The sequence below is a fragment of the Mesorhizobium sangaii genome, from assembly GCF_014207355.1.
In the GTDB taxonomy this organism is placed as follows: Bacteria; Pseudomonadota; Alphaproteobacteria; order Rhizobiales; family Rhizobiaceae; genus Mesorhizobium; species Mesorhizobium sangaii.
Genome location: NZ_JACHEF010000013.1, coordinates 14,941 through 28,462, shown reverse-complemented (window position 1 = coordinate 28,462; position 13,522 = coordinate 14,941). Strand labels below are relative to the sequence as shown.

12 protein-coding genes are annotated in these 13,522 nt (G+C 64.4%); 10 read left to right on the top strand and 2 right to left on the bottom strand.

What is annotated here, in order from left to right; translation table 11 throughout:
- Positions 1-121: 121 nt before the first annotated feature.
- Both HNQ71_RS32925 and HNQ71_RS32920 read left to right on the top strand, forming a co-directional pair.
- Complete coding sequence (locus HNQ71_RS32925; protein ID WP_184878767.1) at positions 122-499, top strand: DUF2958 domain-containing protein; 378 nt, start codon at positions 122-124, stop codon at positions 497-499.
- Positions 499-1,275 (top strand): hypothetical protein, encoded by a 777-nt coding sequence (locus HNQ71_RS32920; protein WP_184878688.1) that lies wholly within the window; start codon positions 499-501, stop codon positions 1,273-1,275. Before HNQ71_RS32925 ends, HNQ71_RS32920 begins: the two co-directional genes overlap by 1 nt.
- Before the next feature lie 313 nt (positions 1,276-1,588).
- On the opposite strand, the gene HNQ71_RS32915 is transcribed toward HNQ71_RS32920, so the two are convergent.
- Both HNQ71_RS32915 and HNQ71_RS32910 read right to left on the bottom strand, forming a co-directional pair.
- Complete coding sequence (locus HNQ71_RS32915; protein ID WP_184878685.1) at positions 1,589-1,975, bottom strand: DUF5615 family PIN-like protein; 387 nt, start codon at positions 1,973-1,975, stop codon at positions 1,589-1,591.
- Positions 1,972-2,592 (bottom strand): DUF433 domain-containing protein, encoded by a 621-nt coding sequence (locus HNQ71_RS32910; protein ID WP_184878681.1) that lies wholly within the window; start codon positions 2,590-2,592, stop codon positions 1,972-1,974. Before HNQ71_RS32910 ends, HNQ71_RS32915 begins: the two co-directional genes overlap by 4 nt.
- Positions 2,593-2,778: 186 nt before the next feature.
- Between HNQ71_RS32910 and HNQ71_RS32905 the strand changes: the two genes are divergently transcribed.
- The 8 genes from HNQ71_RS32905 to HNQ71_RS32870 all read left to right on the top strand — a co-directional run bounded on the left by HNQ71_RS32905 (position 2,779) and on the right by HNQ71_RS32870 (position 13,514).
- Complete coding sequence (locus HNQ71_RS32905) at positions 2,779-4,932, top strand: ParB/RepB/Spo0J family partition protein (protein WP_184878678.1); 2,154 nt, start codon at positions 2,779-2,781, stop codon at positions 4,930-4,932.
- Between the two features lie 74 nt (positions 4,933-5,006).
- Entirely contained in the window at positions 5,007-5,483 is a 477-nt protein-coding gene (locus tag HNQ71_RS32900) for a hypothetical protein (RefSeq protein ID WP_184878675.1), read from the top strand.
- Positions 5,484-5,568: 85 nt separating this feature from the next.
- Positions 5,569-5,961: a hypothetical protein gene (locus HNQ71_RS32895; RefSeq protein WP_184878672.1), complete on the top strand. Its 393-nt coding sequence runs from the start codon at positions 5,569-5,571 to the stop codon at positions 5,959-5,961.
- Positions 5,962-6,052: 91 nt separating this feature from the next.
- A complete protein-coding gene (locus HNQ71_RS32890) occupies positions 6,053-6,685 on the top strand; it encodes a DUF1419 domain-containing protein (protein WP_184878764.1) in 633 nt (210 codons plus the stop codon).
- On the top strand, positions 6,669-7,106 hold the full coding sequence (locus HNQ71_RS32885) for a hypothetical protein (RefSeq protein WP_184878669.1): 438 nt from the start codon (positions 6,669-6,671) through the stop codon (positions 7,104-7,106). Before HNQ71_RS32890 ends, HNQ71_RS32885 begins: the two co-directional genes overlap by 17 nt.
- 149 nt (positions 7,107-7,255) lie before the next feature.
- Positions 7,256-8,038, top strand: a complete 783-nt coding sequence (locus HNQ71_RS32880) for a hypothetical protein (RefSeq protein ID WP_184878666.1) — start codon at positions 7,256-7,258, stop codon at positions 8,036-8,038.
- A 217-nt stretch (positions 8,039-8,255) separates the two neighbouring features.
- Entirely contained in the window at positions 8,256-8,663 is a 408-nt protein-coding gene (locus HNQ71_RS32875) for a hypothetical protein (RefSeq protein WP_184878663.1), read from the top strand.
- A 393-nt stretch (positions 8,664-9,056) separates the two neighbouring features.
- On the top strand, positions 9,057-13,514 hold the full coding sequence (locus tag HNQ71_RS32870) for a strawberry notch family protein (RefSeq protein ID WP_184878660.1): 4,458 nt from the start codon (positions 9,057-9,059) through the stop codon (positions 13,512-13,514).
- Positions 13,515-13,522 lie beyond the last annotated feature (8 nt).

The window sequence follows — 13,522 nt, the reverse complement described above, 5'->3', positions numbered from 1 at the left end:
AGGCGCCGCTCCTCCCAGCCAGGAGGACGGCGCCTTTCGTTGTGACGGGTCAGGAGGTCGTAGAGGACTTACGGCCGCCCGTCACGGAGCAAGCCTGATGAGTAAAATCGCCCAGAATCCCATGCCCCTGCTGGCGCCTGATCAGCGTGAACAGCTCCTCGCCAACGGCCGCCGGAGCGGTCGCGACCATGTGCCGGTGGTCAAGTTCTTCAATCCGGTCGGCATCGGCACCTGGCTCGCCACCGAGCTCGACGCGGACGGCGACATCATGTTCGGACTGACGCAGCTGAACGACCCGCCGGAACTCGGGTCCTTCAGCCTCGAAGAGCTTGCCACGCTCGAGCTGCCGTTCGATATGCATATCGAGCGCGACTTCTTCTTCACCGCCGCGTACCCGCTCTCCGCCTATGCCGAAGCCGCGCGTAGGACCGGCAGCATCACCACAGCCATCCGCATCCTTTCCAATGGCGCGCGGGCTGAACGCGGGGAGGGGGCCTGATGCGTTTCCGTCCCTGGCCAAAACCCGAACCCTATCGGGACACGTCGCGCAAACGTGCAGCCTTCAAGCGCAAGCAGCGCCTCGAACGTGAGGCCCTGCCGCTGTTCGCGGACATGATCGCTGCAGGCCAGCATAGCGTCGACGAAGAAATGGCCCGCCGCCACATCTGGTGGGATGAGCGCGAACGCGAGCAGCGCGCCCTGCGCGCCGCCCGGTGGCACGCAGCCCGTGCCCGGCTATTCGCCCTGCCCGACGATCTTCGCTGCACTGTCCGAGAACTCTGGCGGGGTTGTCCCTATCCCGCTGATCCCACCTATCTGCTCGATCTGCTTCATCAGATCGCCGTCGGCCGCGTCGATCCTCAGCGACCGCCCTGGGTCTTCCACGGCAAGCTGACAGCGCGCACCACGCCTGATCCGTCCAGCTTTGACGACGCCTTCCGCCAGATCGGGCAGCGGAAGATCGGCGGCGGCCCGAAGACCACGCCGGCCGTCGAGTTCCTGTTTTGCGGCAATCTCGGTTCGGGCATCCTGTTCCTGCGCACCCGCGTCCGGCTCAACGATCCACCTGAGAGCTACTACACCCCCTCCAGCCACCGGCTGCGCGACTCCCATGTCAGCCGGGCCGGTCACTGGATCGATCTCGAGGTGCGCGGCGACTGCTCAGATGCCGAACTCGACCTGATCCGCCGCCTCGCCCAGGAAGCCGACGCGCGGCCCGTGGTCGTGCGCCGTGTGGCGACGCTGACAACCACCGGTGAGGAAGTCGACGCATGAAATCGATCCTGATCCCGGCCCCGCGATTGCTCATCCTCGCCCGCTCGACAACCAAGCGTCACGACCCAGGTCGGTACATTACGGATTCCGCGATGCCGCCACGCCGATCGCGGACTATGACGCGCGGCTCACGCCAGATCTGGCCGAGCGCATGATCGCCGGCGGCGTTACGACACGCTGGCCATGCCCCCGCCGTCGAAACGGCCCTGACAATGCCGGCATGCATCCCGGCGCCGAGATCGCGTCCATGTCGCGCTGGGGCGCTGCGCAAGGCTGGCCGGGTCGACCTTGCCGAACCAGATGGGGTAGCGAGCTACTCGGGAAGATCGAACCGCTCGATCGTCACGGTCCGGTCTACGTCCACTGTGATCTCCAGCACTTCGTTCCACGCCTCTTCACCGTCCAGTTCGGAAAGGGCGAGGAGGAAGAGCCGTACCTGAAGATCGAGACTCATCAGGCCGGGCGCCGTGTTGAAGGCGATCAGACCGACATGGAGTTCCTCACGGCCGTAAAGCCCACGAAAGTCCGTCGTGTTGTGGGTGACCAGGACATAGCCGTCATCGACAGCGCGTCTAGTAACCACATGATCCTTCGCGCCCGCCAGGCCCAGCCAGCGCACGTGACTGGATTCCAGATACCCGCCCTCTCGCGCGAGCTTCGCCAGGTCCGGGCTGAGGCATTCGTCGATCAGGAACTTCACGAACCCGCCGGCAAATCGTCGAGACGGACCGTGCGCGACAATTTTGACGGCGCGGTCCGCCAGACTGGTTTCACCGGCGGACGGCCACGTCGGGGATAGGCAAGCGCGTAGTCCGCAGCGAGCCCGATCCGGTCGAGGGGCAGCTGCGGATAGGCGGAATGGATCGCCTCGACCGTATCGCCGTGGGCAAGCATATCGGCGATGTCATGGACCAGCACACGCGTTCCGTCAAAGACCGGCTGACCGCCCAGAACTTCGGGGTCCCGCGTGACCATCGCCTTTGCCTTTCTTAGCCGCGTAAGGCCGGTCTTCACCTCAGCCGCAATCGGCTTCAGGTCGACCTTCAGCGGGTCGGCAGCAACCACCGATGTCGCGTTGTTCGCAATCGCGCGCTCGACGATGCGCCGCCGGGCCGTCGGTGTCAGTGTCTCGGCCGTCAGCCAGGCCAGACGCAGCCCGACCAGGCCCGATCCGACGATGACGCGGCTTCCACCACGCATCTCGACACGGCCGCGCAGCAGGCCAGCATCGATGATGCGATGCACCTGCTTGAGCGGCACGCGCGTAACCGATGCCGCCTCGTTGGTGGTGAGCACCTCACTGCTGAACCCGGCCATCACAATAATCCTTCCACGTTTCTGGAAGATATATAGTTCTCTCTCGGGCAACAGTCCAGCACGCGCTGCGACCGCCGACGAGCGCTGGCGCGCGGCCGGCAGAGGCAGAGGGCGGAGGGGAGGGTTCCTGACGGGTTTGGTGGTTCGGGGAGAGGCCCCGGGCCGCCCGTCATGGAGACCCTGATCATGGCAAAGGCCAATCAGAAGATCGCAATGAACCCCTCGGAGAATATTGCCTACGACAAGCTTGTGCTGTCGCAGGAGAATGTGCGCCGGGCGAAGGACGGCGTAACCATCGAGCAGCTCGCCGAGGATATCGGCCGGCGAAAGCTCCTTCAGAGCCTGAACGTCCGTCCTGTGCTCGACGGAAATGGAGAGGAGACCGGCACCTTCGAAGTGCCCGCCGGCGGCCGTCGCTATCTGGCGCTCGGCATTCTCGTCAAGCAGAAGCGTCTGGCAAAGAATGAGCCGATCCCCTGCATTGTCAATCGCAGCGCAACGACGTCGGTCGAAGAGGACTCGCTTGCCGAGAACGTGCATCGCGAGAACCTTCATCCGCTCGACCAGTTCCGGGCTTTCAAAGCCCTGAGCGACCAGGGCCTTGACGTCGAGGAGATCGCCGCGCGCTTCTTCGTCTCGGCGGCTACCGTCAAGCAGCGCCTGAGGCTTGCAACGGTCTCTCCAAAGCTGCTCGAGCTCTACGAACGGGATGAAATCCGTCTCGAGCAGATCATGGCATTTTCGATCTCCGATGACCATGTGCGTCAGGAGCAGGTATGGGAGCGCATCTCCAAGAACTCGAACATGCAGGAGCCCTACTACATCAGGCGCCTGCTGACGGAGACCACGGTTCGTGCCGACGATCGCCGGGCGGTCTATGTCGGCGCCGAAGCCTATGAGGCTGCGGGCGGCGTTGTCCTGCGCGATCTGTTCGAGCAGGATTCCGGCGGCTGGTTCCAGGATGCAGCTCTTCTCGAGCAGCTGGTTTTCGACAAGCTCAAGGCAGATTCCGAGGCCGTTCGCGCCGACGGCTGGAAGTGGGTCGAGGCGGCGATCAGCTTCCCCTACGGCCACACCTCCGGCATGCGGCGCGTCTACGCCGAACGGGCGGAGATGATCGCCGAGGAGATCACCCGTTACGACGCGGCGAAAGCCGAGTATGACGATCTCGACGCCAAGTATGCCGAGATGGAGGAACCCGACGAGGCGATCGAGTCCAAGCTCGATCAGCTTGGCGCCGAACTCGACGCTTTCAGCGATCGGCCCCAGGTCTACGACCCGGCGCAGCAGGCCATCGCCGGTGCGTTCATCACGCTGGCCGCTAGCGGCCAGCTGCAGATCGAAGCCGGTTTTGTCCGTCCCGAGGACGAGGCGCGGGTCGAGACGGACGAGGACGACGAAGAAGCCGACGGCGAGGATCGCGACGCGTCGCAGGCAGACGATGACGGCGCCAATGGCGTTGTCGTCAACGGCAGGTCCGTGAGCGGAGCATCCGACGGCGCAGAAGAACCCGAGGATGAGGGCATCAAGCCACTGCCTGATCGTCTTGTCTTCGATCTCACCGCGCAGAAGACGCTCGCGCTGCGCAACGCGCTCGCGAACGACGTCGACATCGCCTTTGTCACGGTCCTCCATGCCCTCGTGCTGCAGGTGTTCTACCGGTTCGCCAAGGACAGCTGCCTGGAGGTCAGCCTGACGAGCAACAGCTTCGGCCAGGTCCAGGGTCTCGCCGAGACGCCCTGGGCGAAGGAGATCGCCGAGCGTCATGAAGCTTGGGATAGGGATATGCCGGACAGCAACAAGCTGTGGGATTTTCTCCTTGGTCTCGACGAGGCGAGCCGCAAGGCGCTGTTCGCGCACTGCGTGTCGCTCTCGCTCAATGCCGTCGTCGAGGCGTGGAACAAGCGGCCTGGCGCGCTGGCCCATGCCGACGCACTCGCCGCCACGCTCCAGTTCGACATGGTGGCGGCCGGCTGGGAGCCCACCGTCGACAACTATCTCGGCCGCGTCACCAAGGCCCGGATCGTTCAGGCGGTCCGCGAGGCTCGCGGCGAGGACTCCGCCCAGCTGATCGACCACATGAAGAAGGACTTGATGGCACGTGAGGCCGCCCGTCTTCTCGAAGGGTCGAACTGGCTGCCCGAGCCGCTGCGTCTCGATGTGGACGAGGCGGTTGCCAATGCCGGAGAGACCGTCACTGACGATAAGCCGGACGATGCCGGGCGCGATGGCGATGCCGCCGAATTGCCGGCCTTCCTCGCGGACGATGCGGCTCCGTCTTCCGAAGAGTCCGAGACCATCGCCGGCGACGAGACAAACCACCTCCAGGCCGCCGAGTAATCGGCCTCCCGCTCCGCACCGGGCCCGGCATATTCCGCCGGGCCCTTTCCGTTTTCCGACATGGAGAAATACATATGTCCGCACATACAATTTACGATTGCGCTTCTCTAGGGAGCGTCGTCCGTTACTACGACGCCACACCGAAGCCGCCGGCCCGCTTCACGAAAAAGGTCGTCGCGTGGGAAAGCCGCAATGGCACCGGTCGCCTGGTCAGGAAGGAGCCGCCGCGGTCGCGGGCGACCTATAGCTCGCCGGCCTGTTTCACCTTGCATGAGGGCGATTTCGGGCAGGGCGGTGTCATCATCGTCTCGGTCCGGCGCACCTGGTCCGTCGAGAGCGACCTGCGTTTCGAGATCGTCGAGCGTCCAGCAATAGCCATGGTCCGCGTTCTGCAGGACCTCGGCGACAGCCCGGAGCTCCTGCATCTCGCAGAGAACCGTGAAGCGGCCGGACGCTGGCTCGCCCGCAATTCGTACAGCCGGGCTTATCTCGAGGAGGTCTCTGCCGACGAGGTCGGCGCTGATGTCATCGAGGGCCGCGCGGCCGCCTGACGTCTTCACCGTTTAGAACCAACCGACAACAGGCCCGGGATCGCACAAGCGATCGCCGGGCCTGTTCCGCTTCATGGAGATCGACATGTTCGACTGGAACAGAAGCTGCTCCTATGACGAGCAGCAGAAAAGACGCTTTCACACGACAGCGCGTTCACGGCTGAAGAAACTCGCCGCGGAGCTGGCGCTGCCGCCGGGCAGCTATATCGTCCGATCCAACAAGGCCGGGGTTGCCATCTCGGGTGAGGTTACCCTGCACCACGACGGCGTCTACATCCAGGTCGGCCAGTTCGCCCTGTCCTCGGGTCACGGCATTCTGATCCGGACTTGCAAGGGGCGCAAGGACTATATCGGTGGGCCCAACCACTTCGTCGCGCTGACCATGCTCGACGACATTCCGGCCCTCGCCGCGGCCGTCCGCGCCATCACCGGTGTCGGTCGTGATGCCGCACTTTCCTCGGATCGCCGCGCCGCTTGAACCCCCCGCCACCGCCGATCCCGTCATCCCCCGACGGTCACTCGCCGCAGCGCAGCCGCGGCGGGTGGCCCGGCCATTCCGGAGAAACTTCATGTCCAACCATCCACCGTTTCGAAAGGTGTTCGAGGGCGTCGCGACGCGCGAGCAAATGTTCGCCCTCTTCAATCGCCACAGCGATACTCCCGGTGTCGATCCCCTGTCCGGCAAACCATATGCGTCGGAATGGTTCGAGATAGGAGGCGCGGAATATCATTTCATGCTGGGACTTCTGCCGCCGCTGTTCCAGAGGACCGGCATGTTCGGCATGTCCGAATACAAGGCGGGCTACGTCACCAGCGTTTTCTTCGCGATCAGGATCCGCGGTCGCGAACGGTGGTTCCATGGATTCTGCGATCTCTCCGACAAGCGCAGTCCTGACGCCATGCGTGCGGCGATCATTGCTCACGAGACGGGCGCCGTCGACAGCATGACGCGTGAGGAAAAGCTCGAGGCGATCTGGAACGCCACCCACCCCGACTTCAAGGGCATCGCCGGCGAGGCCAATCCCGACGCCTGGCCCGTCGAACACCACGGCAAGCGGACCATCCTGGTCAACGCCAGCGAGCAGGGGACCGTCCTCAAGCTCCTGGAGGATCTGTCCGACGAAGAGATCGACAGCCGCATGCCGGCAATCCGCCCACGACGCACGAGGAGGGGAGGAGGCAAAGATGCGGACCCATCGTAAGCAACCGTCGCCGGCGGCCACGCGCACCTACGAGGCGCATTCGACCTATACCGCCGGCCTGGGTGTAGCGGATCGACGGCGATACCGGCGCACAGCGCCCGGCGCGCCGACGGTGGCTGATCTCGCCAGGCCCGGCGACGCGGTTACGACCTCCTATAGCACCGGTGGCGTCGTGATCGAGGTAAAGGAGTACTTCTACGCCGCGCCAACAGGCGAGACGCTGTCGCATTGGACGATCGTCTATGTGCCGCCCGATCGCGTTGCAAAATACGGCGATCCCGATCGTCACTGGCTCAACGAGTGCGTCGCGGTCGGCAACCGCATTCTGATGCTGTTCGAGGCGAATTCAGACGAAGTGTTCGTCGTCGGCCGTGCTCGATCAGCTCAAGCCCAGAGCTTCAGAACCATTCTGATCACGTAAGCGCCTTGCCGATACGCGCTGCCACGTCGATCGGCTCTCGGCGCGCTGCAGCCGTCATGCCGGCGGCAAGTCCCCTCAGCCCCGCATCGCACTCTCTACCTCATGCCGAGGCGTCGGCCATCGTAATTCATTCTGGAAAGGAAACCGCCATGGCCAGAAAGGTCTTTTTCGCCGCCTTCGTCATCGACGAGGAGGCATACACACCCGAGCCCGGTCCCGTCGATCACCATTTTGTCGCCGCTGATCTCGCCCAGTCGAGTTTCGGCGAACAGTCCGGCGTGTCGAATATCATCCTCTGGAACTCCGCCGAGGACCTGATCGCCGATCATCAGCAGCGCGGTCCGATCACGGTTGCCTATCTGCGCGACGACGAAGCAGAGCACGGTGCGAGCTTCACGCATGGGCCGGAGAACTGCCCGGCAAGCCACTGGAACCGCGGCGACGACATCTGCGCCGATTGCGGCGCCAATCTCAACAAACTGCAGGCGAAACCGGCAACACCACTTACCGATCGCTGCCCATCGTTCCGAGACCATCTTACGCCAACAATGCGCAACACCCTCACCTTCGAATATTTCGAGGTGAGACCCTGCATCGAGCGCGATCGTCAGGTCACTTCCTACCGGGACGAGGATGAGTTCGCCGCCGACCTCGCGAGAGCGCAGAGGGCCGGCAGGGAATTCCGCGCATTCTGGTCACTTTATGGAGTGGACCAAAACTCCACCACCGCGATCGGCGACTTCGTCTCGAAAAATGCCGCACGTGAGGTGCTGAACGCAATTCTTGCCGTCCCTGCCGCGGCCCGCAACGCACTCCACGCCGAGAATTCCGCTCGACGACGGACCGGCGCTGGACTGGAAGTAGCCCGATATTCCGTAGCCGATTGGCTCGATGACATGATCAACCAGTCCTCTAACAACCAGCCGATCTGACAGCCGGTCGATCCCCGTCTTCACCGTACATGCCGGCCTCGCCGGGCTTGCGCATTTTCGGGGCTCGCGCAAGCGGCCCACCAGCCAGGGAGAACCTCTATGTCACAGCCAGCGATGGCCGCCTCTCCGTCTGTTCCGCCTTCCGACGCGCTAACCCCCACTTTGCGTCCTTCCCGGCACCCAACCGGACAGCCACATTCACAACAGGAGTACCGTAATGTCCAAATTTACGATCGAAACCACGTATCGTCTTCCTGTTTATCGCCAACGAGCCTACGAGGCCGCAACACTGGAAGATGCGTGCCTTCTCGCCATAGATGACGATGGATGGGGTGACGCCAAGGAGGATGTCGATACCTCCGGCGAAACCTACGTCACCGGCATCTGGTCCGGTGCAGATGCTGCTCATCGCGGCGAAGCTGCCGCCATTCCGTCCCAGTTCCGCGAGACGGTCCAGCGCAAGGCCGAGCACTTTCGAGATTTGCTCGACCAACTCGCCTATGTCGCCCAACCTACGGGCCTGTCCATGGTTGATTTCGAGCGTTGGCTGCCGAATGCGATTGCCGCGGTGGAGAAGGGAAGGGCGATCATCGAGGAACGGAGCAATCCCGATGAGCAGAATTAGTCATCGCGTCAACGGCGCAGAATCTTTGGCAACCGCCGTTTCCAACGCTGCCCTCGGGGGGAATGTTGGCTCGCCGTAGCGCCTGATACGCTTGCGCGCTGGCCGGGCAGGCGCTTCGGCAGGGGCCGTGGCAAGATGCTGCCCGGCATGCAGCGAAGGCCAACGGTCCATCGCCTCAGCACTTTGGATCTAGGGCTCCGGCACCCACGCGATTCATCCGCGTGGTCCGTGGCGCCAAAGAAAGGTGACGGGGGAGCCGCTTGCCGAGATCTCTTCGCCGCCCCCTTCGTCCACGTAGCTGGAGGGAGAGCGGGGCCGGAAGGAATGCGGCCTTGCCGGGGCGCAGAGAGCGTGCCGGCGGGGCGGACACTCACTTCCGCGAAGGACATATCCATGAACATCGTTACGACCTCATCGGCCGTCGCCCCGACGGCCGCTCCCCTTGCCAACCCGACCCCTGACGCCATCGACACTGCGCAGGCGATCCACCAGGCGGCCACACAGCTTCTGCCCTTCTTGGAACAGGGCAACGCGATCACAACCAGCGCACTACGGATCGCCATGACCGACAGCTTCGGCGGCACCGACGCACAAGGGTTCTGGGTCTGGAAAGACGCCTATGAGGCGCTCGAAGCCGCCCAGGTTCTGTTCATCCAGAAATTCGGGCCGGCGATCCTGTCCCGGTCAGCCTCGCCGCAGGTGACGCTGGCGATGATGAAACGCATTGCCGAACTCGTTCCCACCCACACGCGCCGCTCCGACGAGAGCCAGGCCATGCAGCAGCTGTCGACGCCGCTCCCGCTCGCTTTCGTCACCGCCCACGCCGCCGCGATCGCCGCTTCAGACCTCGTTCTCGAACCCTCGGCCGGCACCGGCCTTCTCGCCCTCCATGCCGAGACTGCCCGGGCTTCGCTCGCGCTCAATGAGCTTGCAGCAACACGCGCCGATCTGCTCGGCCTGCTGTTTCCGCGGGTTCCCATTTCCCGGCATGACGCAGCCCATATCGACGATCATCTCGATCCCGCCATCGAGCCGTCCGTCGTGCTGATAAACCCGCCTTTCACCGTCGGCGCCCATGTCGACGGTCATGTCGCCGATGCCGCATGGCGACACCTTTCCTCCGCATTCGCACGCCTACGCGCCGGCGGCCGTCTTGTCGCTATCACCGGCACCGGGCTTTCGCCCGAAAACCCCAAATGGCGGCCTGGCTTCGAACGACTGCAGCAGCAGGGCAGGATCGTCTTTACCGCGGCAATGGACGGCCGTGTCTATGCCCGCCACGGCACGACCGCCGAAACCCGCCTGACCATCATCGACAAGGTTCCTGCGACCGACGCATCCGCGTTCGCCACCTCGCTGGGCAAGGCTCCGGATGTCGAGACGCTGCTCTCCTGGATCTCTGACCTGCCGCCCCGGACACCGGGCGGCTTTCGGGACTCGATCGGCGCGCTGTCGAACGGGATCCTGCGCAACACAGCAATGCAGATGGCCGGTCGGCCCGCGGTAAGCACCGCCCCCATCGCCGCCTCGGTGGCTGCCACGAAGACCAGCCGGCCAGCCCACCCGGTTGCCCGGACGAGGTCCACCCGCCCAATCGTGCCCGGCACCACGCCCGCCGTCCCGCTCGCCTATGAGCTCCGCGACTGGATGGCGGAGGAGGGCGGCCGCCTCACCGACACGATCTACGAGCCCTATGCGCTCCAGTCGATCGACATTCCGCGGGCAAAGCCGCATCCGACACCGCTGGTCCAGTCGGCCGCCATGGCCGCGGTCGCGCCGCCGAAGCCGTCCTACAGGCCCCTCCTGCCTGATGCGATCATTGACGAGGGCTTGCTGTCCGACGCTCAGATCGAAAGCGTGATCTATGCCGGGGAAGCCCACTCCGGCCACCTCGCCGGCGCCTGGACTGTCGACGAAACCTGCGACGTCGTCGCGGCCGCGCCCGAAGGCGCTGCGAACGCTTTCCGCTTCCGCCGTGGATGGTTTCTTGGTGACGGAACCGGCTGCGGCAAGGGCCGACAGGTCGCCGGCATCATCCTCGACAACTGGCTGCAGGGTCGTCGTCGCGCCATCTGGATCTCCAAGTCCGACAAGCTGCTCGAAGACGCCCAGCGCGATTGGGCCGCGCTCGGCCAGGAACGTCTCCTCGTCGAGCCGCTCTCGCGCTATCGGCAGGGCACGCCCATCCGCCTTGCCGAAGGCATCCTCTTCACGACCTATGCGACGCTCCGCTCGCAGGAGCGTGATGGCAAGAAGTCGCGGATCGCCCAGATCATCGACTGGGTGGGAAAGGATTTCGACGGTATCATCGTCTTCGACGAGGCGCACGCCATGGCCAATGCCGCCGGCGGCAAAGGCGAGCGCGGCGACGTTGCGCCCTCGCAGCAGGGCAAAGCCGGCCTGCGGCTCCAGCATGCGCTTCCCGCTGCCCGGGTTGTCTATGTGTCGGCGACCGGAGCCACCGCGGTCGACAATCTGGCCTATGCGCAACGTCTCGGCATCTGGGGCAGCGAGGATTTTCCGTTCGCCAACCGCGCCGAGTTCGTGGCGGCCATCGAGGATGGCGGCGTGGCAGCAATGGAGGTCCTCGCCCGCGACCTCAAAGCGCTCGGCCTCTACATGTCGCGCTCGCTCTCCTATGACGGCGTCAAATACGACCTGCTCGAGCACGAGCTGACTGACGAGCAGATCCGCATCTACAATTCCTATGCCGACGCCTTCCAGGTCATCCACAACAATTTGACCGCCGCGCTCGAGGCGGCCAACATCACCAGCGAAACCGGAACGCTGAACCGCAACGCCAAATCGGCGGCGCGGTCGGCCTTCGGGAGCACCAAGCAGCGTTTCTTCAGCCATTTGATCACTTCGATGATGACGCCGACGCTGATCGGCGCCATCGACCAGGACCGCGCCGACGGTCATTCGGCCGTCGTGCAGATCGTCTCGACCGGCGAAGCGCTGATGGAACGGCGTCTTGCAGAGATCCCGACCGAGGAATGGGCGGATCTGCATGTCGACGTGACGCCACGGGAATACGTCGGCGGGTACCTGATGCATTCCTTTCCGACGCAGCTGTTTGAAGAATACTCGGACGCCGAGGGCAATATCTATTCACGGCCTGTCCACGACGCCGACGGCAACCCGGTCCAGTGCCGGGAAGCAGTCCGCCGGCGTGACGAGATGATCGAGAAGCTCGCCTCGCTGCCGCCGGTCGGCAGCGCCCTCGACCAGATCCTCCACCATTTCGGTACCGACACCGTCGCCGAGGTGACAGGCCGCTCGCGGCGTATCGTCAAGAAGACCGGCCGCGACGGCGTCGACCGGCTTGCAGTCGAGAACCGTCCGGGCTCAGCCAATCTCGCCGAGACGCAGAGTTTCATGGATGATGCAAAAAGCGTGCTGATCTTTTCCGATGCCGGTGGCACCGGCCGCTCCTATCACGCCGATCTTGGAGTCAGGAACCAGAGGCTGCGCAAGCACTATCTGCTGGAAGCCGGTTGGCGCGCCGACAACGCCATCCAGGGTCTCGGGCGGACCCACCGTACCAATCAGGCGCAGCCGCCCCTGTTCCGGCCCATGGCCGCCAATGTGAAGGCCGGCAAGCGCTTCCTGTCGACCATCGCGCGACGACTCGACACGCTCGGTGCAATCACGCGCGGCCAGCGCCAGACCGGCGGGGCAGGGCTGTTCAGGTCGGAGGATAATCTCGAAAGCCCGTATGCCCGTGCCGCCCTGCGTCAGTTCTACTGGCTCTTGCACCAGGGCAAGATCGAAGGCTGCTCGCTCAGGACCTTCGAAGCCGTCACCGGCCTGTCGCTGACGACAGACGAGGGCGGCTTGCGCGATGAGTTGCCGCCGATCACGACCTGGCTCAACCGTTTGTTGGCGCTGCGCATCGAAACCCAGAACCTTTTGTTCGAGGTGTTCGAGCAACTGATGACGGCGAAGGTCGAGGGCGCCATCGTTGCCGGCAACTACGACAGGGGTCTGGAGACGATCACGGCGGAAAGCATCGTCGTCACCAATCGGCGCACCGTCTATACGCATCCGGTCTCGGGCGCGCAGTCGCATGTGCTGACCGTGGCGCGCAAGGATCGCATCCGCCCGCTCGGTCTGGTAGACGCGCTGGCCATTGCCCGCGCGGAACCACAATCAATCCTGCTGGTCAACGCGCGCTCGAACCGCACCGCGATACAGCTGCCGACGGCGAGCCTGATGCTCGACGACGGCGCGATAGAACACCGCGTGCGCCTACTGCGGCCAACCGACGAGCTGCGCTTTGGCCTCGACGCCCTTGCCGAAACCCACTGGCAGCGGGCTGACAGAAAACTGTTCTGCGAGCTGTGGCAGGCTGAAGTGGCCGCCGTCCCGGAGTTCACCACCAGCACATTCCACATCGTCACCGGCCTTCTGCTGCCAATCTGGCGGCGGTTGCCGGGCCATGACTGCCAAGTCTACCGCCTCCAGACCGATACGGGCGAACGCATCATCGGCCGTCACATCGCGCCAACGCTGGTCGCGACGATGTTGCGCAATCTCGGTCTCCGCGATGTGCCGACGCTTGCACCCGACGATGCATGGGCTGGGCTCGTTGAGGGCCGGATCGGCCTGCAGCTTGCCGACGGCCTGATCCTGCGCCGCAGCCGGGTCATGAACGACTACCGCATCGAGTTGATCGGCTTCACTGACGCGATGGTCGCGCGGCTGAAGGCTCTCGGCCTGATCTCCGAAATCATCTCCTGGAAGCTCAGGCTGTTCATCCCAACCAGCACGCAGGGTTCGGTCATTCTCGCCCTGCTGCTCGACCGCCATACGCTGGTTGGGGTCACCGATCGCATGGCAGCGGCTTGAACGGAGGC

Bases quoted from the DNA above. Each gene is read 5' to 3' on its own strand.
- HNQ71_RS32925 (WP_184878767.1), top strand. From the start codon at position 122: ATGCCCCTGCTGGCGCCTGATCAGCGTGAACAGCTCCTCGCCAACGGC.
- HNQ71_RS32920 (WP_184878688.1), top strand. From the start codon at position 499: ATGCGTTTCCGTCCCTGGCCAAAACCCGAACCCTATCGGGACACGTCG.
- HNQ71_RS32910 (WP_184878681.1), bottom strand. From the start codon at position 2,592: ATGGCCGGGTTCAGCAGTGAGGTGCTCACCACCAACGAGGCGGCATCG.
- HNQ71_RS32905 (WP_184878678.1), top strand. From the start codon at position 2,779: ATGGCAAAGGCCAATCAGAAGATCGCAATGAACCCCTCGGAGAATATT.
- HNQ71_RS32900 (WP_184878675.1), top strand. From the start codon at position 5,007: ATGTCCGCACATACAATTTACGATTGCGCTTCTCTAGGGAGCGTCGTC.
- HNQ71_RS32895 (WP_184878672.1), top strand. From the start codon at position 5,569: ATGTTCGACTGGAACAGAAGCTGCTCCTATGACGAGCAGCAGAAAAGA.
- HNQ71_RS32890 (WP_184878764.1), top strand. From the start codon at position 6,053: ATGTCCAACCATCCACCGTTTCGAAAGGTGTTCGAGGGCGTCGCGACG.
- HNQ71_RS32885 (WP_184878669.1), top strand. From the start codon at position 6,669: ATGCGGACCCATCGTAAGCAACCGTCGCCGGCGGCCACGCGCACCTAC.
- HNQ71_RS32880 (WP_184878666.1), top strand. From the start codon at position 7,256: ATGGCCAGAAAGGTCTTTTTCGCCGCCTTCGTCATCGACGAGGAGGCA.
- HNQ71_RS32875 (WP_184878663.1), top strand. From the start codon at position 8,256: ATGTCCAAATTTACGATCGAAACCACGTATCGTCTTCCTGTTTATCGC.
- HNQ71_RS32870 (WP_184878660.1), top strand. From the start codon at position 9,057: ATGAACATCGTTACGACCTCATCGGCCGTCGCCCCGACGGCCGCTCCC.